The sequence below is a fragment of the Catenulispora sp. GP43 genome (assembly GCF_041260665.1).
GTDB lineage: Bacteria > Actinomycetota > Actinomycetes > Streptomycetales > Catenulisporaceae > Catenulispora.
The window spans coordinates 234,895-256,805 of sequence record NZ_JBGCCT010000001.1 but is presented as its reverse complement, the minus strand read 5'-3'; the positions used below and the strand labels follow the sequence as shown (position 1 = coordinate 256,805).

Sequence of the window (21,911 nt, the reverse complement as noted above, 5' to 3'; positions counted from 1 at the left end):
AGGTCGGTGCCGCTGCCGACTTCTTGACATCCGACCGCGGAAACGCCGACGGCCCGAGCCTCCTGGGAGGTCTCGGGCCGTCGGCTTGAGCTGACTACGAGTTGTAGTTGCCGGTCACGGCGACGCCGGTGGCGGTCAGGCCCTCGGCGTCGGCGAGGGCGCGGCGGGTGCGCTTCGGCTTGGCCGAGTCGGACCCCGTGGCCTGCGCCGGCACCGTGGCCTCGGCCGCCTTCGAGCGGCCGCGGGTCCGGGGCTTGGCGGCCGGCTCGGCGGTCTCGGTGGCCTCGGCGGCCTCGACCTCGGCGGCGGCCGGCTCCGGCGCGGCGAAGCTCGCCTCGACGGTCTCCGGCTTCCGGCTGCGCGAGCGGGTGCGCTTCGGCTTCTCGGCCTCGTCGCTGCTCGCCGGGGCTGCCGCGGTGTCGGTCTCGGTGGCTTCGGCGGCGATGCTGCTCGTCTCGGCCGCGGTGGACCGGCTCCGGGTCCGGGTGCGCTTCGGCTTCTCGGCCTCGTCGCTGCTCGCCGGGGCTGCCGCGGTGTCGGTCTCGGTGGCTTCGGCGGCGATGCTGCTCGTCTCGGCCGCGGTGGACCGGCTCCGGGTCCGGGTGCGCTTCGGCTTCTCGGCCTCGTCGGTGTTCGACGATGCGGCCGTGGTGTCGGCCTCGGCTGCCTCGGCGGCGATGCTGACCGGCTCGTCCGCGTCGGACCGGCTCCGGTTTCGCGTCCGCGCCGGCTTCTCGGCCTCGTCGCCCGCGATGGTCTCCGCCTCGACGGCTTCCGTCACCGCGTTCTCGAGCTTCGCCCCGCCGCGGCTGCGCGTCCGGGTCCGGCTGCGCTTCGGCCGCTCGGCGCCGGACTCGTCCAGCACCTCGGCCGCCGTGTCGGAGACCGCCAGCGCCTGCTCGGCGCCCACCAGCTCGTCGCCGGACCGGCGGCCTCCGCGGGTGCGCACGCGCTCCCGCTTCGGGCGGGCGGGCCGCTGCTGCTCGGTGCGCGCCGTGGCGCGGGCGCGCACGCCGGCGCCACGGCCGGTCTCGCCGAGGTCCTCGACCTCCTCGGCGGCCAGGCCGGCGCGGGTCTGCTCGGACTTCAGCAGCCGGCCCCTGGCGTCGGCCGGGATGGCGAGCTCGGCGAAGAACCACTCCGAGGTGGAGTAGGTCTCGCGCGGCTCGTGGAAGTCCAGGCCGAGGGTCTTGTTGATGAGGTTCCAGCGGGGGACCTCGTCCCAGTCCACGAAGGTCACGGCGGTGCCCGACGCGCCCGCGCGGCCGGTGCGGCCGATGCGGTGCAGGTAGGTCTTGTCGTCCTCGGGGCACTGGAAGTTCACCACGTGGGTGACGCCCTCGACGTCGATGCCGCGGGCCGCCACGTCGGTGGCCACCAGGACGTCGACCTTGCCGTTGCGGAAGGCGCGCAGCGCCTGCTCGCGGGCGCCCTGGCCGAGGTCGCCGTGCACGGCCGCGGCGGCGAAGCCGCGGGAGTCCAGCTCCTCGGCGACCTTGGCGGCGGTGCGCTTGGTGCGGCAGAACACCATGGTCAGGCCGCGGCCCTCGGCCTGCAGCATGCGGGCCAGCATCTCGGTCTTGTCCAGCGCGTGCGCGCGGTAGATCCGCTGGGTGGTGTTGGCGACGGTGGTGCCGGTGTCGTGCGGGTCGGCCGCGCGGATGTGCGTCGGGCGGCTCATGTACTGCCGCGCCAGCGCGATGACCTGGCCCGGCATGGTCGCCGAGAACAGCAGGGTCTGGCGGTCGTCCGGGACCTGGGTGACGATGCGCTCGACGTCGGGCAGGAAGCCCAGGTCCAGCATCTCGTCGGCCTCGTCCAGGACCAGCATGCGCACCCCGGACAGGTCCAGGTGCCCCTGCTTGGCCAGGTCCAGCAGCCGGCCCGGGGTGCCGACGACCACGTCGACGCCCGCCGACAGCGCGGCGATCTGCGGCTCGTAGGCGCGTCCGCCGTACACGGACTGCACGCGGGCGGCCATGACCTTGCCGGCCGCCGCCAGGTCCTCGGTGACCTGCACGGCCAGCTCGCGGGTCGGCACGACCACCAGGCCGAGCGGACGGCCCGGGGTGCCGGCCGGCACCGGGCCGGAGGGCTTGCGGCCGCGGCCGCGGGGGCGGCGGCCGCCGCGTGCGTCGGCGGCGGGAGCGGCGGCGGCGGTGTCGACGGCGTCGGTGTCGACGTCGGTGACGGTCTCGTCGGCGGCCTCGGACGCGACGGCACCCTCGCCCAGCGTCCCGGCGGCGGCGTTCTCCGCGGCCGAGGCGGCGGCGGCGAGCTCGCGCACCATCCGCTGCAGGACCGGGATGCCGAACGCCAGCGTCTTGCCGGTGCCGGTCTTCGCCTGGCCGATCACGTCGGCGCCGGTGAGCGCGACGGGGATGGTCGCGGCCTGGATCGGGAACGGGGTCACGATCCCGCCGGCCGACAGGGCCTCGGCGATCCGCTCGTCGACGCCCAGGTCGCGGAAGGTCTTCTCGACGATCTCGGGGGTGGCCTCGGGGGCCTCGGGGGCCTCGGGGGTGGCGCCGGCGGTGCCGGTGCCGTCTTCGGTGTCGTTCATGACAGCGCTGATGATTTATGCCTCTTCTGTTGAGCGGCACTGCGCGAGGGGCCAGCACGGTGCTAGGTGTGCTGCTTGCGTACGTGCTCGCGTCGACCCCGGTGATGAAGTCTTCCGGAGGAGCGAGCGACCTCGCGGCTTTGTGGGGATCCGCTGTGGATCCGGTTTGCCGCAGTGGGTCGGAGCCGATCGGGCCACCGACCGGGCATCCTGCTAGTCACGGACAGTGTACCCGACGGAAAAGACCTGAATAAACTGCCCCTATGACTTCTTCGGCGACCGCCATGTCGTATGAGATCGCTGTCACTGACTTTCTGGGTTTGGTCGCTTACGGAGAGCTCACGGCGTTCGAGCGGCTCGCCGCCGACTCCTCGCTGGCCCCGACGCTCGACGGCAAAGCACAGGTCGCCGGCATGGCGGCGGCGGAGTTCGGCCACTTCCGGCGGGTCCGGGACCGGCTGACCGAGCTCGGCGCCGATCCCACCGAGGCGATGGAGCCGTTCGCCGGGCCGGTCGACGCCTTCCACGAGCACACCAAGCCCTCGGGCTGGCTGGAGTCGCTGGTCAAGGCCTACATCGGCGACACGCTGACCGCGGACTTCTATCGCGAGGCGGCGCGGTACCTGGACCCGGACTCGCGGGCCGTGGTCGAGGGCGTGCTGGAGGACCTGGGGCACAGCGCGTTCGTCGTGGAACACGTGCGCGCCGCGATCGAGCGGGATCCGAAGATCGCCGGGCGGCTGGCGCTGTGGGGCCGGCGCATCATGGGCGAGGCGCTGACCCAGGCGCAGCACATCGCGGCCCGGCGCGCGGCGCTCGCAGCGCTGCTCGCGGGGGTGCTGACGGCACCGGACTGCGAGAACACGGTGGACCTGGCCGAGGTCGGGAAGATGCTGACGCGGCTGACCGAGGCGCACGGGGCCCGGATGGCGACGCTGGGCCTGAGCGCGTAAAAAACGCCGCTCGGGGGAGCGGCGTGTCCCTGGGGCGGATGTCGTCGCTCAGGACCCTTCGCCCCGGGTCCGCTGCCAGCTGGTGATGGCCAGGACCAGCAGCGCGGCCAGCGCCGCGCCGAGCAGGGTGGCCACGACGGTGTGCCCGTTGCCGAGGATCGTGTGGATGATGGAGCCGCCGCCGACGGCCCCGACCACGCCGACGATCGCGGTCATCCACGTGGCCATCGGGGTGCCGTCCTTGACGACGGCGCGGCCCAGGGCGCCGATGCCCAGCCCCAGGGCCGCCAGCCACAGCAGTGTGAAAAAGGACATACGCCCCTTTTACCCCACCTGGATCACCCGAATCGGGTCAGATCGTCCCGAAGCCGACGCGGCGGCCGGTCGGCTCGCCGAGCTCGACGTAGGCGATCTTGCTCCCCGGCACCAGGACCTTGCGGTCCTTGTCGTCGGTGAGGGTCAGCACGCCGTCGTCCTTGAGCGCGGCGGCGACGGCCGCCTCGACCTCTTCGGAGGTCTGGTTGGACTCCAGGCTCAGCTCGCGGGCTGAGTGCTGGATGCCGATCTTGATTTCCACGAAGGCTTCCTTAGGTGCTCGGGTGCAACAGGTGCGCATGCCTGACGGCCGGCGAGGGTTTCGCCGACGCTCCAAGCCTGCCAGCTATCTAGACAGAATCCTTGCGCGGGAAGTTCCCGATGCCGCGCCATGCCAGTTGCGACACGATCCGCGCCGCGGCGTCGCGGGGGATCTGGCCGCCGCCGGAGGACAGCCAGTACCGGGCCGTGACGTGCGCGATCCCGGTCAGGCCGACGGCCAGCAGCATCGACTCCTCGTCGGACAGGCCGGTGTCGGTGGCGATGACGTCGCGGATCGCCTCGGCGCACTCCTGGGTGACGCGCTGGGTGCGCTCGCGGACCGCCGCCTCGTTGTTCAGGTCGGACTCGAAGACCAGGCGGAAGGCGCCGCTCTCGTGCTCGACGTAGTCGAAGTAGGCACCGATGGTGGCCGCGACCCGCAGCTTGTTGTCGCTGGTGGAGGCCAGGGCCCCGCGCACCTGCGCGACCAGCGCGTCGCAGTGCTTGTCCAGCAGCGCCAGGTAGAGCTCCAGCTTGCCCGGGAAGTGCTGGTAGAGCACCGGCTTGCTGACGCCGGCGCGCTCGGCGATGTCGTCCATCGCGGCGGCGTGGTAGCCCTGCGCGACGAACACCTCTTCGGCGGCGCCGAGCAGCTGGTTGCGGCGGGCGCTCCGAGGCAGCCTGGCGGACCGTTGCCGGGACGTGGCGCTGTCCGCGTAGGCGGCGTCGGTTGTGGTCATGGTCAGCAGTCTACGCGCGAGTAGGTTGTTTCCACCCGGAACGGCCGCCGAACCTGTCGGAACAGCTGTTGATCTTGATATGCGCCCGGTCGCGGCCGATGCTGGTACCGATCTCGGCAAATGGACGAGGGGTCCGGGAATCGGGCGGGGCGTGCGACGGTTGTCGTTGAATGCCGCGGATTACCGGCGCCTCGAAGACTTCTCTGGGAGCTGTTGTGAGCAACCTACCCCCGCTGGTCGAGCCGGCCGCGGACCTGAGCGTGGAAGAGGTGCGCCGCTACTCGCGCCACCTGATCATCCCCGACGTGGGCATGGACGGCCAGAAGCGCCTGAAGAACGCCAAGGTGCTGTGCGTCGGCGCCGGGGGCCTGGGCTCCCCGACGCTGCTGTACCTGGCCGCGGCCGGCGTGGGCACGCTGGGCATCGTCGAGTTCGACGTGGTCGACGAGTCCAACCTGCAGCGCCAGGTCATCCACGGCCAGAGCGACATCGGCCGCTCCAAGGCCGAGTCGGCGCGCGACTCCATCAAGGAGATCAACCCGCTGGTGCAGGTCAACCTGCACGAGGAGCGGCTGGACTCCACGAACGTGATGGAGCTGTTCGCGCAGTACGACCTGATCGTCGACGGCACGGACAACTTCGCGACCCGCTACCTGGTCAACGACGCCTGCGTGCTGCTGAACAAGCCCTACGTCTGGGGCTCGATCTACCGCTTCGACGGCCAGGCCTCGGTCTTCTGGTCGGAGTACGGGCCCTGCTACCGCTGCCTGTACCCCGAGCCCCCGCCGCCGGGCATGGTCCCGTCGTGCGCCGAGGGCGGCGTCCTGGGCGTGCTGTGCGCCTCCATCGGCTCCATCCAGGTCAACGAGGCCATCAAGCTGCTGGCCGGCATCGGCGAGCCGCTGGTCGGCCGGCTGATGATCTACGACGCCCTGGAGATGACCTACCGCCAGGTGAAGGTCCGCAAGGACCCCGACTGCGCGGTCTGCGGCGAGCACCCGACCGTCACCGAGCTGATCGACTACGAGGCCTTCTGCGGCGCCATCTCCGAGGAGGCGGCCGACGCGGCGAAGGACTCGACCATCACCGTCACGCAGCTCAAGGAGTGGCTGGACGGCGACGAGAAGATCCAGCTGATCGACGTCCGCGAGCCGAACGAGTACGAGATCGTCAACATCCCCGGCGCCACCCTGATCCCCAAGGGCGAGTTCCTGATGGGCACCGCCCTGGAGAAGCTCGACCCGACGAAGCGCATCGTGCTGCACTGCAAGAGCGGCGTGCGCTCCGCCGAGGCACTGGCCGTCGTACACGCGGCGGGGTACAAGGACGCGGTGCACGTCGGCGGCGGCGTGCTGGCCTGGGTGAACCAGATCGAGCCGGAGAAGCCGAGCTACTGATTTTCGCTGTTTCGCTATTTTGAGTGAAGTCGGCCGCTGCCTCATGCTTGGGGCAGCGGTCGACGTGTTTGTGGGTCAATACGCTGATCGGCGTGGTGCTGACCGCTTATGTGGATGAGAGCATGCGTCGCCGACGAGGCGAGGGCATTTGCTTCTATGTGCTTGCCGCGGTGCTGGTGGACGACCGCGATCTCGATGATGTCCGCGACGCGCTGAAGTCGCTGAGGAGGGGAAAAGCGAAGAGCATCCACTGGCGCTATGAGCGGCCGGATCGGCAGCCGGAACTGGCTGCGGCCATTGCCTCCCTGCCGATTCGACCGGTGGTCGCGGTGTGCCTGCATGAAATCGCTGTCGCCAGCGAGCGAGCGCGCCGGCTTTGCCTGGCGAGCCTGCTCGCGGCGCTCGACGATCACGCTGTGGCGAGAGTCATTCTCGATTCGCGGCGGGAGCAGGACAATAACGATCTCAAGGTCTTACAGGCTTGGCGGCGAGCCGGTCGGCCGGAGGCGGGTGTGCGGATGGACTTTCAGGATTCAGAAGCCGAGCCCGCGTTATGGGCGCCCGACTGTGTGGCTGGCGCGGTGGCCTGGTGGTTGAACGGCGACGGCGCGAGCTGGTGCCATCTGGAAGCGATCACACAGGTCGTCGATGTCGACCTCTGAAAAAGCGCGAAGCCGGGCACCCGATTCCATCGGTCGCTCCCGGCTTCACTTCCGCACCTTCCGTAGATGCGGCGTCCTACTGCCCACCAGTATGCCCGGATCCGTCCCCGTCGCTCAACCCGAATCCCACGATCGGGCGACCTACAACTCCCCGCGCCGCGTCATGTAGTTGTAAGCGATCCACCCGGGCAGCACCGGCAGCCAGAACGTCATCAGCCGGAACAGCAGCACCGCCGTCGTCGCCAGTCCGGTGTCCAGGCGCCCGAACGTGGTCAGCGTGCCGATCAGCGCGCCCTCGACGCCGCCGACGCCGCCGGGGGTGGGGACTATCGAGCCCGCGGCCTGTGCTGTCAGGAAGACGATGGCGACCACCGCGAAGTTGATCTTCGCGGCTCGGCCGTCGGTGGCGGCGGCCTGGATGGAGGCCCAGAGGGCGAAGATGTACAGCAGGGACAGGACCACGGTGCCGCCGAGGCCCGTCGCGAGCTTGAGGGGGTTCTGGGCCACGTCCATCAGGCGGGGCAGGATGCCGGCGACCAGGGGGCGCAGGCGGTTCACCGCGAAGCGGCGGAGCTGGGGGATGGTCGCGATCAGCAGGACCAGCAGGGCCAGGGCCAGGATGATGGCGATCAGGGTGGCGCTGGAGGCGTGGGAGCCGCCGCCGCTGTTGTCGCCGGAGCTGCCGGCGATGACGCCGAAGATCAGGATCAGCAGCAGGTGCTGGATCAGGCCCGTGATCTGCTGGGCGCCGACCGCTGTCACGGCCGCGCGGGTCGGCAGGCCGGTGCGCTGCAGGTAGCGGGTGTTCACCGCGACGCCGCCGACCGCGGCCGGGGCTACCAGGGTCACGAAGGAGGCCGCCACCTGCGACAAGATTGTGCGGCCCCAGCTCAGCTTCTCGGGGACGAAGCCGTCCAGGGCCATCGCCGCCGCCACGTACGTGCCCGCCGAGGCCAGGGCCACCGCGGCGGTCCACCACCAGTTCACCGCGGTGAGGCCAGACCAGGAGTAGTTCGAGGCCAGCAGCAGGTACGCCGCGAGGGACAGGCCGACCGCGGAGAACAGTGCGCGGGGGCCGAACCGCTCCAGCTTCACCGGCTCGGGTTCCACCGAGGGGTGCAGGGCCTGGACCGCTTCCTGGATGTTGGTCAGCAGGCCCTTCGACTTCTTCAGCGCCGCGCGGGTGTTGCGGGTCAGGATCACCGGCTGGAGCATCGGCAGCGCCGCGGCGATGTCGTCCTCGCCCAGCCTCGTCACGCCGGCCGCGACGCTGCGCTCGTGGCCGAAGTACAGGCTGGTGACGGTCAGCATCTCGGCGGTGTCCAGGCGGCGGGACAGCGTGCCCGCCGCGACCTCGCCCAGGCGCAGGTCGGTCAGCCAGGGCCGGCCGTCGTCGTCGATCACGAACGCGTGGGAGGACAGCCGGCGGTGCGCCAACTGGTGCTCGTGGAGCTCGGCGAGCGTCGACCAGAGCTGGCTGAGCAGGTCGTCGGTGAGCTCGTCGGGCTCCAGCTGCTCCAGGGTGCGCCCCGGGACCAGCTCGTAGGCCAGCATGCCGGTGTCCGGTCCCAGGTCGCGCACGGCCAGCAGCCGGGGGGTGCGGATGTCGGCGGCGGTGACCGCGTACGACATCAGCGCCTCCTGCTCCAGCATCCGGCGCAGGCTCAGCAGGTTGCGGCGCTGCGCGGGGCCGCGCAGCCGGACTCGGCGGTAGAGCCGGTACACCAGGCCCGCGGCCTGCTGGTCCCGGTCCAGCACGATGGCGTCGACGTCGCCGTGCCCCTCGGTGGCCACCACGTAGCGCCGCACGTCCTCGGTGTCCGGCACCCGGCGGCACGACAGCGGGTCCAGCCGGGCGTCGGACAGCGCTTGATGGACCGCCTCGCCGGTGGGCCGGTCGTTGATCACGCCGCGGGCCCAGCGCCAGCCGAAGGCCACCAGCCGGCCCAGCAGCACGGTCTCGGCCAGGCTGATGATCGTCGCGTCGCCCTGGATCAGGGTCACCACGCCGTAGGCGATCAGCGCGATCCAGGTCGCGGTCTGGAAGTTGTGTCTGTTGGAGAACCCGATGATCGTCAGATACGCCACGACGGTCGTCAGGTAGATGTGGAACGCCGCCGTGTCGCCGGCGGCGTTGGTCGGCAGCGTGAGCGCGTCCCGGATGGTCTTCGGGGTGTGCGGCGAGGCGACGATGGCGTTCAGCCCGACCGCGGCCAGGTACGCCATCGCGGCGGCCAGCACCGAGTCCACCACGCGCCGTGAGTCGCGCCGGTAGAGCCGGTCGATGGCCAGCACGATGGGGACCACCGCGAGCAGCGCCGAGGTCACCGCAAGGACAAGGCCCAGCGGGAGTTTCTGTTCGGCGGACAGCTTGGAGATGTCCGACTCCGCGCCCCGGGTGGTGCCGCCGGCGACCATCCCTATGACGAAGAACAGGAGCATGAAGACGAAGCTGGCCATCGCGCGGAGCAGGTCCGCCGGCCGTCGTATGCGACGCGGCTCCGGCGGCTCGTCGATGACCGGCGCGGGTGGCCGAACGGTGGTCCGCACAGCCCGCGCGCCATTCGGGCCTGAGTTATCGTCGGTTCCGGGGATAAAGGGCGTACCGGTCTCCCCGGGCCCGGCGGAGGGCAGGCCGACGGCAGGCATGGCGGCCTCGACCGGACCTGGTCGGGCCGGCGAGGCGGTGCCGGGCTCCCCTGCCACTGTCCACCTGTCTTCTGCTCTTGTTGCCGTGTTGCACTGTGCCGGACACAAGGACGATAGTCCCTGGCGCCCCGCGAGTGCGGCGACTGCCGTTGATCGTCCCACGAGGGGGTTCCCGGCTGCGCGGCGGATTACCTCGACAGGAGTGATGGACGTGACCAAACCACCCGAACTGCCTCCGTACGTGGAGCGGGTGTTCGACGTGGTGGACCGGATCCCGCCGGGCCGGGTGATGGCCTACGGCGAGGTCGCCGAATGGCTCGGGGAGGGCGGTCCGCGCCAGGTCGGCACCGCGATGGCCAAGTACGGCGGCGGCTCCCCGTGGTGGCGGGTGGTGCGCAGCGACGGCGGTTTCCTGCCCGGGCACGAGCGCGAAGCGCTAACCAACTACCGCGAGGAGGGCACCCCGCTGAAGCCGGACGGCGCCCGCGTCGACATGGCCCGGGCCCGCTGGTGGCCCGGGGACGACGGCACCCCGGGCGGCGGAGCCATGGACGAAGTGCCGAGCGACTTCGTAGGGGAATAGGGGACTTCCCTTATTAAGAGGGAGAGAAGACGGCGAGTGCGGGCCGCCTCACACCTCGTCCCCGGGCGCGACCAGACCGGTCTCGTACGCGATCACCACCGCCTGCGCCCGGTCGCGGAGTGACAGTTTGGTGAAGATGTGCGCGACGTGGGTCTTCACCGTGGCCTCCGACAGCACCAGCCGGGCGGCGAGTTCGGTGTTGGACAGCCCGCGGCCCATCAGGGCCAGGATCTCCCGCTCGCGCGGGGTCAGCGCGGCCAGGTCGCGGTGCACCGCCGGGGCGCGGCCGCCGGCCGCGCCGTCCGCGGGATCGGCGGCCGGGGCCGCGAACTTCTCGACCAGCCGCCGCGTGATCGACGGCGCCAGCAGCGCGTCCCCGGTGTCCACCAGGCGCACGCTGGCCACCAGGTGCTCGGGCGTGACGTCCTTCAGCAGGAAGCCGGACGCGCCGGCGGCCAGCGCCTCGTAGACGTACTTGTCCAGGTCGAACGTGGTGAGCATGAGGATCCGGATCGCCGGGTCGGCGGCCAGGATCCGGCGCGCCGCCTCCAGACCGTCCAGGTTCGGCATGCGGATGTCCATCAGGACCACGTCGGGCTTCAGCTCGGCGGCGGCCGCCACAGCTTCCAGCCCGTCGCAGGCCTCGCCGGCGACTTCGATGCCGTTCGCGGTCAGGATCAGGCGGAAACCGGTGCGGACCAGGGCTTGGTCGTCGGCTATCAGGACTCGGGGGTTCATGGTGCGTCCAAAGGTATCTTCGCGCGGACTCGGAAGCCGCCCCCGAGGCGGCGGCGGGCGTCCAGGTCGCCGCCGTAGACGGCGACCCGCTCTTTCAGGCCCAGCAGCCCGCGGCCGGTGCCGATCTTCGCCTGGGGCGGCGCGTCGGGGGCGGCGGTGTCGGCGCCGATGGCCTCCATGGAGCCGCTGCCCGCGGTCAGCACCTCGATCCGCAGATAGCGGTCGTCGTAGCGCACTGTCAGCTCGGCGCTCTTGCCGCCGTATTTGAGCGCGTTGGTCAGCGCCTCCTGCACGACCCGGTAGCCGGTCGCGTCGATGCCGCCGGGCAGCGGGCGCGGCTCGCCGGAGATCCGGACGTCCACCGGGAGCCCGGCGAACGCGATCTTGTCCACGAGCGCTGAGAGCCGGGCCATCGTCGGCTGCGGGGTCAGGTCCGGGTCGTCGACGTCGCGGCCGTCCTGGGCCGGGGCCAGCACGCCGAGCAGGTGCCGCAGCTCGGTCATGGTCTCGCGGCCCGCGTTCTCCACCGCCAGCAGCGCGTCCTCGGCCACGGCCGACGCGCCCGAGCCCTCGGCGGGCTCGGCCCGGGCCGCCGGGGCGGCGGTCAGCACCTGCCGCGCGGCCCCGGCCTGGATCAGCATCATGCTCACGTTGTGGCTGACGATGTCGTGCAGCTCGCGGGCGATCCGCGACCGTTCCTCGTCCACGGCCTGCTGCGCGGCACTCTCCCGTTCCCGCTCCAGCAGCCAGCCGCGCTCCTCGATGGCCCGGGTGTGCCTCCCGCGTTCCCTGCGCAGCAGCACTGCGAGCCGTCCCGCGGCGGCACACGCCGCGAGCAGCGCCCCCACCAGCACCCACGTCATGTCTACATCCCCAGGATGAGAGGTCCCGACGATTACCACCACGGACCGATCCGCCGTGGTGCCGCCCAACCTTACGTTGATCACATGACCGCTACCGCCGCCGAGTCCGCCGGGCCCGCAGAGTCCACCGGACCGATCGTCCGCCTCGACAACGTCCGCAAGGACTTCGGGGACACCGCCGCCCTCGACGGCGTGACCCTGCACATCCGCCAGGGCGAGGCCGTCGCCGTGATGGGCCCGTCCGGCTGCGGCAAGTCCACGCTGCTGAACCTGGTGGCCGGTCTGGACCGGCCCAGCTCCGGGCAGGTCGTCGTGCACGGCGAGGACCTCGGCGCGCTGAACGAGACCGGCCTGGCGCTGTTCCGCCGCCGCCGGATCGGGATGATCTTCCAGTTCTTCAACCTCATCGACGACCTGCCGGCGCTGGACAACGTGGCGCTGGCCGCGCAGCTCACCGGCGTCCCGGCCGGCCAGGCCCGGCGCCGGGCCCTGGAGCTGCTCGGTGAGCTGGGCATCGCCGACCGCAAGAACACCTACCCGCAGCAGCTGTCCGGCGGCGAGCGCCAGCGCGTCGCGGTGGCCCGGGCCCTGATGAACCGGCCGGCGCTGCTGCTGGCCGACGAGCCGACCGGCGCGCTGGACAGCCGGTCCGGCGAGCAGGTGATGGACCTGCTGATCGACCTGAACCAGCTCGGGCAGACCCTGCTGATGGTCACCCACGACCCGCGCCTGGCCGCCCGCTGCGCCAGCCGCCTGGTCGAGGTCGCCGACGGCCGGATCGTCGCCGAGCGCGCCGTGGAGAGGACCGCGTGAGCGCCATGAAGAGCACCGGGATCACCAAGGGACCCGTCTGGCGCGCCTCGCGCGCCGCCGTGAAGCGCCGCAAGGTGCAGACCTTCGTCATCGGGCTGGTCGTCGCCCTGTCCGCGATGAGCGCGGTGCTGGGGCTGGGGCTGGTCCAGGCCTCGACCGGGCCGTTCGAGCAGGCCTTCGGGCAGCAGAACGGCGCGCATGCCGTCGCCTCCTTCGACGCGTCCAAGACCTCTGAGCAGCAGCTGGCCGCGACCGCGCGCGCCCGGGGAGTCACCGGCGCCGCCGGGCCCTTCCAAGCCGCGAGCGTCAGCATGCAGATGCCGGGGAACCAGGGCGACTCCGCCCACATGACCGTGGTCGGGCGGCCGCAGCCGGGCGCGGGCGACGTGGACCGCGTCAACCTGTGGCGGGGCCGCTGGCCCAGCGCGCCGGGCGAGATCGTGCTGAACATGCCGGTGGGCGAGCCCCTGCCCGGCCCGCCCGGACAGGCCCCCACCACCATCACCGGGCCCGGTCTGCCGGCCTTCACCATCGTCGGCTACGCGTACTCGGTCTCGCAGACCGCGGACGCGTGGGTGGCGCCGAGCGGGATCGCCGCGCTGCACCCGGACCACCTGGAGATGCTCTACCGGTTCGCGGACGCCGGGAGCGACGCCCAGGTCAAGGCGGACGTGGCGAGCGTGACCGCGACCCTGCCGGCCGACGCCCTCAGCGGCTTCCAGTCCTGGCGCACCACCCGCGCCGACATGCTGGCCAAGCTGGACAGCCTGCTGCCGATCCTGATCGCGTTCGGTGTGCTGGCGGTGTCCGTGGCGGTGCTGATCGTGCTCAACGTCGTCAGCGGCGCGGTGGTCTCCGGGTACAAGGACATCGGGGTCTACAAGACCATCGGCTTCACCCCGCGCCAGGTGGTGAGCGTGTACGTGGCCACCATGGCGGTGCCGGCGATCGCCGGCACGGTGATCGGGGTCCCGCTCGGGGCCGTGGCCGCGCAGCCGTTGCTGGCCGCGGCGTTCAGCTCGCTCGGCGGGCAGCCCCAGGTCGGTCTCCTGACCATCGCGGGCTGCCTGGTGGGGGTTCCGCTGCTGGTGGCGCTGACAGCCTACGTCCCGGCCCGGCGCGCGGCGGGGATGTCGGCGATCGCCGCGATCTCGGCGGGCTCGGCACCCAGGCGCGGTCGGGGTCTGAAGGTGCAGCGCAAGCTGGCCGGCTCCCGGCTGCCGCGCTCGGTGAGCATGGGGCTGGGGCTGCCGTTCGCCCGGCCCGCCCGCAGCGCCCTGACCTTCGCGGCGGTGTTGCTCGGGGTGACGACCGTGGTCTTCGCCAACGGCCTGGCCCGCACTCTGTCCGACGCCAGTGCGGCCTCGGACCGCGTCGGCGCCGTGGCCTTCGACGTCGGGCACGCCCCGGCGAAGCAGGTGAACCTGGACGCGGCGGCGATGGAGAAGGCGATGCGCGCGGTCCCCGGGGTGGACGCAGTGGCGGGACAGGCCGGCGACATGGTCGGCGTGGCCGGTATGACCTCCGCGGTCAACGCCCAGTTCTTCGGCGGCGACTCGGCGAAGATGGGCTGGACCATGGTCGAGGGCCACTGGCTGGACGGCCCGAACCAGATCGTGGCTCCGGCACGCTTCCTGAACCGGCACCACCTGGCCCTCGGCCAGACCCTGACCGTGGAGCTGAACGGCCGCACCGCACGCGCCGTGATCGTCGGCGAGGGCATCACCGGCGGGGACAGCATGTTCTACGCCGACTGGAGCACCTTGCAGCAGCTGTCGCCGGGCAGTCAGGCCGACGGATTCGAGGTGCACGCCGCGGCCGGGGCCGACCGGCAGGCCCTCGCCGCGAAGCTGCGGGCCCTTGACCCGAGCTGGGACGTCACCATCCGCGACTACGGGAACCCGAACACCTCGTTCTACGCCTTCGTGACCGTCATGACCGTGATCCTCAGCCTGGTCGCCGCCCTGGGGGTGTTCAACACCGTCCTGCTCAACACCCGCGAACGCCGCCGCGATCTGGGCATGCTGAAGTCGGTGGGCATGACCCCGCGCCAGGTGGTGGCGATGATCGTGACCTCGATGGGGCTGCTCGGGCTGCTCGGCGGGATCGTCGGGCTGCCGCTGGGCTACGGCCTGCACGCGCTGATCGTCCCGATGATGGAGCACGCGCAGGGCGTCGACCTCGCCCCGAGCATGATCCACGTCTACAGCCTGCCGCTGCTGGCCTGGATGTTCCTGGCCGGGGTCGGGATCGCGGTGCTCGGGGCGCTGGTGCCGGCGCGGTCCGCGGCGCGGTCGTCGATCGCTGAGGTGTTGCGCAGCGAATAGGACAGTGCGCGGTCGACAGTGCGCGGTCGGTGGCCAGGGCCTGTGGGGTGATCCCACGGGCCCTTCCGCCGTTCTGGCATGATCGGCGCGCGCGGGCGTGATCCATTGCCGAATCGGGCGTGACGGTCGGTGGTCTGTGTTGTCATAGAGGACCGTGGTGTATCGCTCGGGTATACCCGCCGGCAAAGGAATCGAAACCTTGTTCGACACGCAGGCCCCGGCCCAGGTCAGCGGACCCCCGCTGGACCCGGCGCAGCGCCGCGTCGTCGAACACCCCGGCGGGCCGCTGCTGGTGCTGGCCGGGCCGGGCACCGGGAAGACGCACACGCTGGTCGAGGCGGTCATCTCCAAGACTGATCCGGACCGCGCCGCGCTGCGCCCCGACCAGGTGCTGATCCTCACCTTCAGCCGCAAGGCCGCCTCCGAGCTGCGCGACCGCATCGGCCGCCGGCTGCCGATGTCCGGCGTCGCGCCGCTGGCGACCACGTTCCACTCCTTCTGTTACGCGCTGGTCCGGCGCTTCCAGGACCCCGAGCTGTTCACCGAGCCGATCCGGCTGCTCTCCGGTCCTGAACAGGACGTGTTCGTCCGCGACCTGGTCTCCGGAAGCATCGACGTCGGGATAGGCGGCGGTGCTCTCGGCGAGCGCATCCAGTGGCCGCAGGACCTGCGCGCGGCGCTGGCGACCCGCGGGTTCGCCGAGGAACTGCGGACCGTGCTGTCCCGCGCGCGGGAGCTGGGCCTGGACCCGACCGAGCTGGCGCAGGCCGCGCTGCGGGCCGACCGCGGCGACTGGTACGCCGCCTCGGCGTTCTTCGAGGAGTACCTCGACGTGCTCGACGTCCAGGGCGTCCTGGACTACGGCGAACTGGTGCACCGCGCCGTGCTGCTGGCCGGACAGGAGGACGTGCGCCGCGAACTGCGCCACGACTTCCGCGCGGTGTTCGTGGACGAATACCAGGACACCGACCCGGCGCAGGTGCGGCTGCTCCAGGCGCTGGCCGGGGACGGCGCGGACCTGGTCGTGTTCGGCGACCCGGACCAGTCGATCTACCAGTTCCGCGGCGCCGACGTGCGGGGCATCCTGGACTTCCCCGAGGCGTTCCGGAACATGGACGGCACCCCGGCCGACACCGCCGTGCTGCGTACCTCCCGCCGCTGCGGCCCCGCGCTGCTGAAGGCCTCGCGCAACCTGACCCGGCGCATGCCGATCCCGTTGCTGCCGACGGAGAAGGTGCGGGAGCACCGCGACCTCGCGGCGCAGGGGCCGGTCGTCGACGGCGCGCCGATCGAGGGCTCGCTGCAGGTCTTCACCTTCCCGACGCCCAACACCGAGCTCGACAACATCGTCGACATGGTGCGGCGCGCGCACCTGGAAGACGGCATCCCCTGGGACGAGATCGCCGTCCTGGTGCGCTCCGCGACCCGGTCGATCCCGGCGCTGCGGCGCGCGCTGATCACGGCCGGCGTGCCGGTCGACACCTCCGGCGACGAGCTGCCGCTGGCCGCCGAGCCCTCGGTCGCGGTACTGCTGCAGGCGCTGCGGGTGGCGGACAACGAGAACATGCTGACGCCGGACGTCGCGCGCTCGCTGCTGTCCGGACCGCTGGCCGGCATGGACGCGTTCGAACTGCGCAAGCTCGCCCGCGCGCTGCGCGCCGAGGAGCGCGTCGCGAATCAGAACGCGGTCGCGCCGGAGCCTCGGGAGGTCACGGAGCCCTCGGTCAACGGTGTCCGGCCGAGTGAGGTGCTGCTCCGCGAGGCCCTGGCCGAACCCGCGCGCCTGATCGCCATGGACGAGGACGTCGCGCGTCCCGCCTACCAGCTCGGCATGCTCCTGCTGCGCACCCGCCAGATCCTGCGCGGCGGCGGCTCGGTGGAACAGGCGCTGTGGGAGCTGTGGAGCGCCACGAGGTGGCCGGAGCGGCTGGAGCGCACCGCGCAGCGCGGTGGCAACGCCGGCCGTGCGGCGGACCGCGACCTGGATGCCGTGTGCGTCCTGTTCGACTACGCATCCCGCGCCGAGGACCGCGCGACCGGCCGCGGCGTCCGCAACTTCATCGCCGACCTGGAGGCCCAGGAGCTGGCCGGCGACTCGATGGCGGCGCAGTCCTCGCGCGGCGGCGCGGTGCGATTGATGAGCGCGCACAAGTCCAAGGGCCTGCAGTGGCGCTTCGTGATCGTCGCCGGCGTGCAGGACGGTCTGTGGCCGGACCTGCGGCTGCGCGGCTCGCTGCTCCAGGCGGACCTCATCGGCCGCAACGGTTTACGGTCGATGGAGGAGATCCCGACGGCGGCGACGCTTCTCGCGGAGGAGCGCCGTCTGTTCTATGTCGCCGCGACCCGAGCCCGCGAGCGGCTGGTGGTCAGCGCCGTCGACAGCTCCCTGATCGGCGACGACGCCGCCGCCGAGGCGCCCTCGCGGTTCGTCCACGAACTCGGCGTCGACGTGCAGCCGCTGCCCGGCCTGCGCAAGCGCGCGCTGGCCATCCCGGCCCTGGTCGCCGACCTGCGCCGGGTCCTGACCGACCCGAAGAGCTCCGACCAGCTGCGGCAGGCCGCCGCCGAGCGGCTGGCCCGGCTGGCCGACGCGCAGTCCGGGGACGGCCGGCCCCTGGTGCCCTCGGCGCATCCGGACAAGTGGTGGGGCCTGGTCGAGGAGACCGCCTCCGAGCAGCCGGTGCGCGACCCGGACAAGCCGCTGCTGCTGTCGGCCAGCCAGGTCGCGGCCATAGACGACTGCTCGCTGCGCTGGTTCCTGGACCACGAGGCCGCCGCGCACGAGCAGAAGACCGTCGCGCTCGGCTTCGGCAACGTGGTGCACGTGCTGGCCGACGAGGTGGCCAAGGGTGACACCCCGGCCCGGCTGGACGTGCTGATGGAGCGGCTGGACCGGGTCTGGGACCGGCTGTCCTTCGAGGCCCCGTGGCAGTCCCCGCAGCAGAAGGAGGAGGCGCGCGCGGCCCTGGAGCGGTTCCTGGCCTGGCACGTCACCGACCGCGGCCGGCTGCTGCACTCCTCGGAGCAGAACTTCGACGTGCGGCTCAGCGTCGGCGGCGAAGAAGGCGGGGGAGAGGGCTTCGACCTGCGCATCCGCGGGTCCTTCGACCGGGTGGAGACCGACGAGGCCGGGCTGGTCTACGTGGTCGACTTCAAGACCGGCAAGAACGTGCCGACCAAGAACGAGGCCCAGGAGCACCCGCAGCTCGCGGTCTACCAGCTGGTGGTGCGCGAGGGCGCGATACAGGGCGTCTCGAACGAGTCCGGCGGCGCCGAGCTGGTGTTCCTGCGCGAGGGCGACGCGGCCGGGCTGCCCAAGACCGCAGAGCAGGACCCCTCGCTGGAGCAGCCCGGCCAGACGCCGATCGAGAAGAAGCTCGCGAAGATGGCCGCGCGGGTCCTGGACGAGAACTTCGCCGCGTACGGCGAGAAACAGTGCGGCACCTGTGTCTTCCGCAAGTGCTGCCCGAAACAGCCCGAGGGAAAGCAACTCCTTTGATCCGGGACACCGAAGATCTGAAAGCACTGCTCGGGGTTCCTTACACGGAAGAACAGCTCGAAGCCATCACGGCGCCGCTGGAGCCGGCCGTCATCGTGGCCGGCGCGGGGTCGGGGAAGACCACGGTGATGGCCGCCCGCGTGGTGTGGCTGGTCGGCACCGGGCAGGTGGGGCCGCACCAGGTGCTCGGGCTGACCTTCACCAACAAGGCGGCCGCGGAGCTCTCCGAGCGCATCCGCAAGGCCCTGCGCAAACTGGAGGACGAAGAGCTCGACACTGTGCTTGACGGCTCCTTCGTCGCGGGCGACTCCTATATCGAGGAGTCGGTCGGCGAGCCCACGGTCTCGACCTACCACGCCTACGCCGACCGCCTGATCAAGGAGCACGGCCTGCGCCTGGGCCTGGAGCCCTCGGCGCGGCTGCTCGCCGACGCCACGCGCTACCAGCTGGCGGTCACCGCGGTGCGCGGCCCCAAGGAGCTGCGGTTCTTCAAGGGCAAGGTCGCCGACCTCGCCGACCGGGTGCTGGCCCTGGACGGCGAGCTGTCCGAGCACCTGGTCACCCCCGAGGCGCTGCGCGAGCACGAGGAAGCCTTCATCGGGCAGGCGGAGTCCTTCCGCGACCCCAGGAACGGCAAGGCCAAGCGCGGCTACACCGACTTCCTCAAGGCCGCCGAGATCGCCCGGCAGCGGGTCGAGCTCTCCGAGCTGGTCGAGCGCTACCGCGACCTGAAGGTGCGGCGCGACCTGATCGACTTCGGCGACCAGATGGTGCTCGGCGCGCGGCTGGCCGAGGAGCGGCCCGAGGTCGGGGCGATCGAGCGCGAGAAGTTCCGGGTGGTGCTGCTCGACGAGTACCAGGACACGTCGGTCGCGCAGCGCCGGATGCTGGTCGGTCTTTTCGGGGGCGGGCACCCGGTGACCGCGGTCGGAGACCCGTGCCAGTCCATCTACGGCTGGCGCGGCGCCTCGGTGGCGAACCTCGACGACTTCCCGGACCACTTCGCGAAGGCCGACGGCGCCCGCTCGCGCGGCTACGCGCTGAGCGAGAACCGGCGCAGCGGCGGCCATCTGCTGGAGTTCGCGAACGTGGTGTCGGACCCGCTGCGCCAGCGGCACACCGGGGTCCGGCAGCTGCGGCCGTCGGCGGAGAAGGCCGACCAGGGCTGGACCCGCGTCGGGCTGACCGAGACCGCCGAGGACGAGGTGAAGTGGGTCGCGCGGATGGTCGCCGACGCGCACTACCGGGGCGGGATCGCGCTGCGCGAGATCGCGGTGCTGGTGCGCAAGGGCAACCAGATCCCGCCGCTGTACGAGGAGATGCACGCACAGGGGCTGCCGGTCGAGGTCGTCGGGCTCTCAGGGCTCGTGCACCTGCCGGAGGTCGCCGACCTGATCGCGATGCTGGACGTGCTCGACGAGCCGATCGCCAACGCCTCGCTGGTGCGGCTGCTGACCGGGCCGCGCTGGCGGATCGGCGCGCGCGACCTGGCGTTGCTCGGGATGCGGGCCCGGGAACTGGTCCGCGACCCGGCCGACTACGCCGACCGGGCCGGCCGGGACCGGCTGGCCGAGGCGGTCGCGGGCTCGGATCCGACCGAGGTGGTCTCGCTGTCCGACGCGATGGCCGACCCGGGACCCGATCTGCCGTTCTCCGAGGAGGCCCGGGTCCGCTTCGCGCGGTTCGCCTCCGAGGTGCGGATCCTGCGGCGGCGGCTGTCCGAGCCGGTCCTGGACGTGCTGCACCGGGTGATCTCGGTGACCGGCCTGGACGTGGAGGTCGCGGCCTCGCCGAAGCTGGTGGCGCAGCGCTCGGCGGAGACGCTGGCGGCGTTCCTGGGCCGGGCCGCGGACTTCCAGGACCTGGAGGGCGACCAGTCAGTAACCGCTTTCCGGGCCTACCTGAAGGCCGCCGAGCGCCACGAGCGGGGCATCGACGCCTCGCTGCCCTCGCAGGGCGACTCGGTGAAGCTGCTGACCATGCACAAGTCCAAGGGCCTGGAGTGGGACGCGGTGTTCGTGCCGCACCTGGCCGGCGCCGCGCAGAAGCCGCGCGAGTCGTGGATCGGCTCCGGCGCGGTGCTGCCCTATCCGCTGCGCGGCGACGCCGAACACCTGCCGGTCCTGGACGACGCCGGCAACACCGCCGCGTTCAAGTCCTTCAAGGAGCAGGCCAAGGAGTACGAGTCCTGGGAGGACCTGCGGCTGGAGTACGTGACGGTCACCCGGCCGCGCTACTACCTGACGGCCTCGGGGCACTGGTGGGGCCCGACGCAGAAGCGGCGCCGCGGGCCGGACACCTGGCTGACCGGGTTGTTCGAGCACTGCCAGGACGGCCACGGCGAGATCGTCGCCTGGGCCGCCGAGCCGGATCCCGACGCGGTGAACCCCAGCCTCGGCGCGACCGAGGCGCACTGGCCGGTGCTGCCGGACGCCGAGGCGGCCGAGCGGCGGCGGATCGGGGCGGAGATGGTGGTCGCGGCGCTGCACCGGCGGCAGGCCGCGGCGTTCGGCGAGCCGATCGGCACCGAGCCGGATTCTGAGGAACCTCAAGCCGTTGAACAGGCCGGCAGTGATGCCGGCGAGGCGGCAGCCGCGCCGGGCGCCGCCTTCGAGCCGGTCCCGTTCTTCGACGAGGACGGTGAGCCGATCGCCGACCTGCTGCCGGCGCAGCGGGTCGCCGAGGAGCCGGAGGAGCCGGCCGAGCCCCATGTCCTGGACGCCGAGGCCGCCGCCACCGCCGAGGACCGCGCGGCCATCGCCTCCTGGGACCGCGACCTGGAGGCCCTGCTGGAGGAGCTCAAGCGCGGCGACTCCATCCAGCGCTACGCCCCGCTCCCGTCCTCGATGTCGGCCTCCCAGCTGCTGCGATACCGCAAAGACCCCTCGGGGTTCCGCCGTGAGCTGGCGCGCCCCATGCCCCAGGCGCCGAAGCCCTCCGCGCGCCTGGGAACCAAGTTCCATGCCTGGATCGAGTCGTTGTTCGGGCAGCAGGCCCTGTTCGAGTACGAGGACCTGCCCGGCGCGGCCGACGAGGAGATCACCGACGAGGTGGACCTCAAGGAGCTGCAGGAGGCGTTCCAGCGCACGCCGTGGGCCGAGTCGACGCCGGAGGCCGTCGAGCAGCCCTTCCAGGTGGTGCTGGCCGGCCGGGTGGTGCGCGGACGCATCGATGCCGTATATAAGACTGCTGACGGATGGGAAGTCGTCGACTGGAAGACCTCCCGGTCCCACGACGCGGATTCGACCCAGCTGGCGATCTATCGGCTGGCCTGGGCGGAGATGCTCGGGGTGCCGTTGTCCGCGGTCTCGGCGGCCTTCGTCTACGTGCGCGACGGGAAGACGGTCCGGCCGGCCGACTTGCCGGACCGCGAGGAGCTCGAGGAGCTGTTCGGGGACGGCTGAGAAGCCGTTTTCCATGCTCCCGGGCCGGGGCGCGCGTGAACGCCGGATGATCAGTGCTCGAACGGGGCGGCCCCGCGTTGTAAGCGCTTTCCGTAAACCCGTACCCTGCCTCCATGCCATCGCAGTCCAGGGGAAGACATAAGA

The 21,911-nt window shown here is 71.8% G+C and carries 15 protein-coding genes; 8 read left to right on the top strand and 7 right to left on the bottom strand.

What is annotated here, in order from left to right; translation table 11 throughout:
- Positions 1 to 94 precede the first annotated feature (94 nt).
- Positions 95 to 2,563, bottom strand: coding sequence for a DEAD/DEAH box helicase (locus tag ABH926_RS01155; RefSeq protein WP_370363328.1), 2,469 nt, complete (start codon positions 2,561 to 2,563; stop codon positions 95 to 97).
- 263 nt (positions 2,564 to 2,826) lie between these two features.
- Between ABH926_RS01155 and ABH926_RS01150 the strand changes: the two genes are divergently transcribed.
- Entirely contained in the window at positions 2,827 to 3,516 is a 690-nt protein-coding gene (locus ABH926_RS01150; RefSeq protein WP_370363327.1) for a ferritin-like fold-containing protein, read from the top strand.
- 48 nt (positions 3,517 to 3,564) lie between these two features.
- On the opposite strand, the gene ABH926_RS01145 is transcribed toward ABH926_RS01150, so the two are convergent.
- The 3 genes from ABH926_RS01145 to ABH926_RS01135 all read right to left on the bottom strand — a co-directional run bounded on the left by ABH926_RS01145 (position 3,565) and on the right by ABH926_RS01135 (position 4,832).
- Positions 3,565 to 3,831, bottom strand: coding sequence for a hypothetical protein (locus ABH926_RS01145; RefSeq protein WP_370363326.1), 267 nt, complete (start codon positions 3,829 to 3,831; stop codon positions 3,565 to 3,567).
- A 37-nt stretch (positions 3,832 to 3,868) separates the two neighbouring features.
- The gene (locus ABH926_RS01140; RefSeq protein ID WP_370363325.1) at positions 3,869 to 4,093 is read right to left on the bottom strand and encodes a DUF3107 domain-containing protein; all 225 of its coding nucleotides are present in this window, start codon (positions 4,091 to 4,093) and stop codon (positions 3,869 to 3,871) included.
- Positions 4,094 to 4,181: 88 nt separating this feature from the next.
- Positions 4,182 to 4,832 carry a TetR/AcrR family transcriptional regulator gene (locus ABH926_RS01135; RefSeq protein WP_370363324.1) on the bottom strand — a complete coding sequence of 217 codons (651 nt, stop codon included), beginning with the start codon at positions 4,830 to 4,832 and terminating at the stop codon, positions 4,182 to 4,184.
- Positions 4,833 to 5,047: 215 nt separating this feature from the next.
- On the opposite strand from ABH926_RS01135, the gene moeZ reads away from it, so the two are divergent.
- Together moeZ and ABH926_RS01125 are read left to right on the top strand one after the other, a co-directional pair.
- Positions 5,048 to 6,229 (top strand): adenylyltransferase/sulfurtransferase MoeZ, encoded by a 1,182-nt coding sequence (gene moeZ / locus ABH926_RS01130; protein WP_370363323.1) that lies wholly within the window; start codon positions 5,048 to 5,050, stop codon positions 6,227 to 6,229.
- 92 nt (positions 6,230 to 6,321) lie between these two features.
- Positions 6,322 to 6,891: a hypothetical protein gene (locus ABH926_RS01125; RefSeq protein ID WP_370363322.1), complete on the top strand. Its 570-nt coding sequence runs from the start codon at positions 6,322 to 6,324 to the stop codon at positions 6,889 to 6,891.
- Between the two features lie 141 nt (positions 6,892 to 7,032).
- Here ABH926_RS01125 and ABH926_RS01120 read toward each other — a convergent pair whose 3' ends face one another.
- Positions 7,033 to 9,441, bottom strand: coding sequence for a lysylphosphatidylglycerol synthase domain-containing protein (locus ABH926_RS01120; RefSeq protein ID WP_370363320.1), 2,409 nt, complete (start codon positions 9,439 to 9,441; stop codon positions 7,033 to 7,035).
- A gap of 304 nt (positions 9,442 to 9,745) precedes the next feature.
- Between ABH926_RS01120 and ABH926_RS01115 the strand changes: the two genes are divergently transcribed.
- Positions 9,746 to 10,123 (top strand): MGMT family protein, encoded by a 378-nt coding sequence (locus tag ABH926_RS01115; protein ID WP_370363319.1) that lies wholly within the window; start codon positions 9,746 to 9,748, stop codon positions 10,121 to 10,123.
- Between the two features lie 48 nt (positions 10,124 to 10,171).
- Here the strand turns inward: ABH926_RS01115 and ABH926_RS01110 are convergent, their stop codons facing one another.
- Positions 10,172 to 10,861: a response regulator gene (locus ABH926_RS01110; RefSeq protein ID WP_370363318.1), complete on the bottom strand. Its 690-nt coding sequence runs from the start codon at positions 10,859 to 10,861 to the stop codon at positions 10,172 to 10,174.
- Positions 10,858 to 11,724: a sensor histidine kinase gene (locus tag ABH926_RS01105; RefSeq protein ID WP_370363317.1), complete on the bottom strand. Its 867-nt coding sequence runs from the start codon at positions 11,722 to 11,724 to the stop codon at positions 10,858 to 10,860. The genes ABH926_RS01110 and ABH926_RS01105 overlap by 4 nt, the downstream gene beginning before the upstream one ends.
- A gap of 84 nt (positions 11,725 to 11,808) precedes the next feature.
- Here ABH926_RS01105 and ABH926_RS01100 point away from each other — a divergent pair, with 84 nt between their 5' ends.
- The 4 genes from ABH926_RS01100 to ABH926_RS01085 all read left to right on the top strand — a co-directional run bounded on the left by ABH926_RS01100 (position 11,809) and on the right by ABH926_RS01085 (position 21,767).
- Positions 11,809 to 12,537, top strand: a complete 729-nt coding sequence (locus tag ABH926_RS01100) for an ABC transporter ATP-binding protein (RefSeq protein ID WP_370363316.1) — start codon at positions 11,809 to 11,811, stop codon at positions 12,535 to 12,537.
- A gap of 5 nt (positions 12,538 to 12,542) precedes the next feature.
- Complete coding sequence (locus ABH926_RS01095; protein WP_370363807.1) at positions 12,543 to 14,864, top strand: FtsX-like permease family protein; 2,322 nt, start codon at positions 12,543 to 12,545, stop codon at positions 14,862 to 14,864.
- 199 nt (positions 14,865 to 15,063) lie between these two features.
- Positions 15,064 to 18,363: an ATP-dependent helicase gene (locus ABH926_RS01090; protein WP_370363315.1), complete on the top strand. Its 3,300-nt coding sequence runs from the start codon at positions 15,064 to 15,066 to the stop codon at positions 18,361 to 18,363.
- Complete coding sequence (locus ABH926_RS01085; protein WP_370363314.1) at positions 18,360 to 21,767, top strand: ATP-dependent helicase; 3,408 nt, start codon at positions 18,360 to 18,362, stop codon at positions 21,765 to 21,767. The genes ABH926_RS01090 and ABH926_RS01085 overlap by 4 nt, the downstream gene beginning before the upstream one ends.
- Positions 21,768 to 21,911 lie beyond the last annotated feature (144 nt).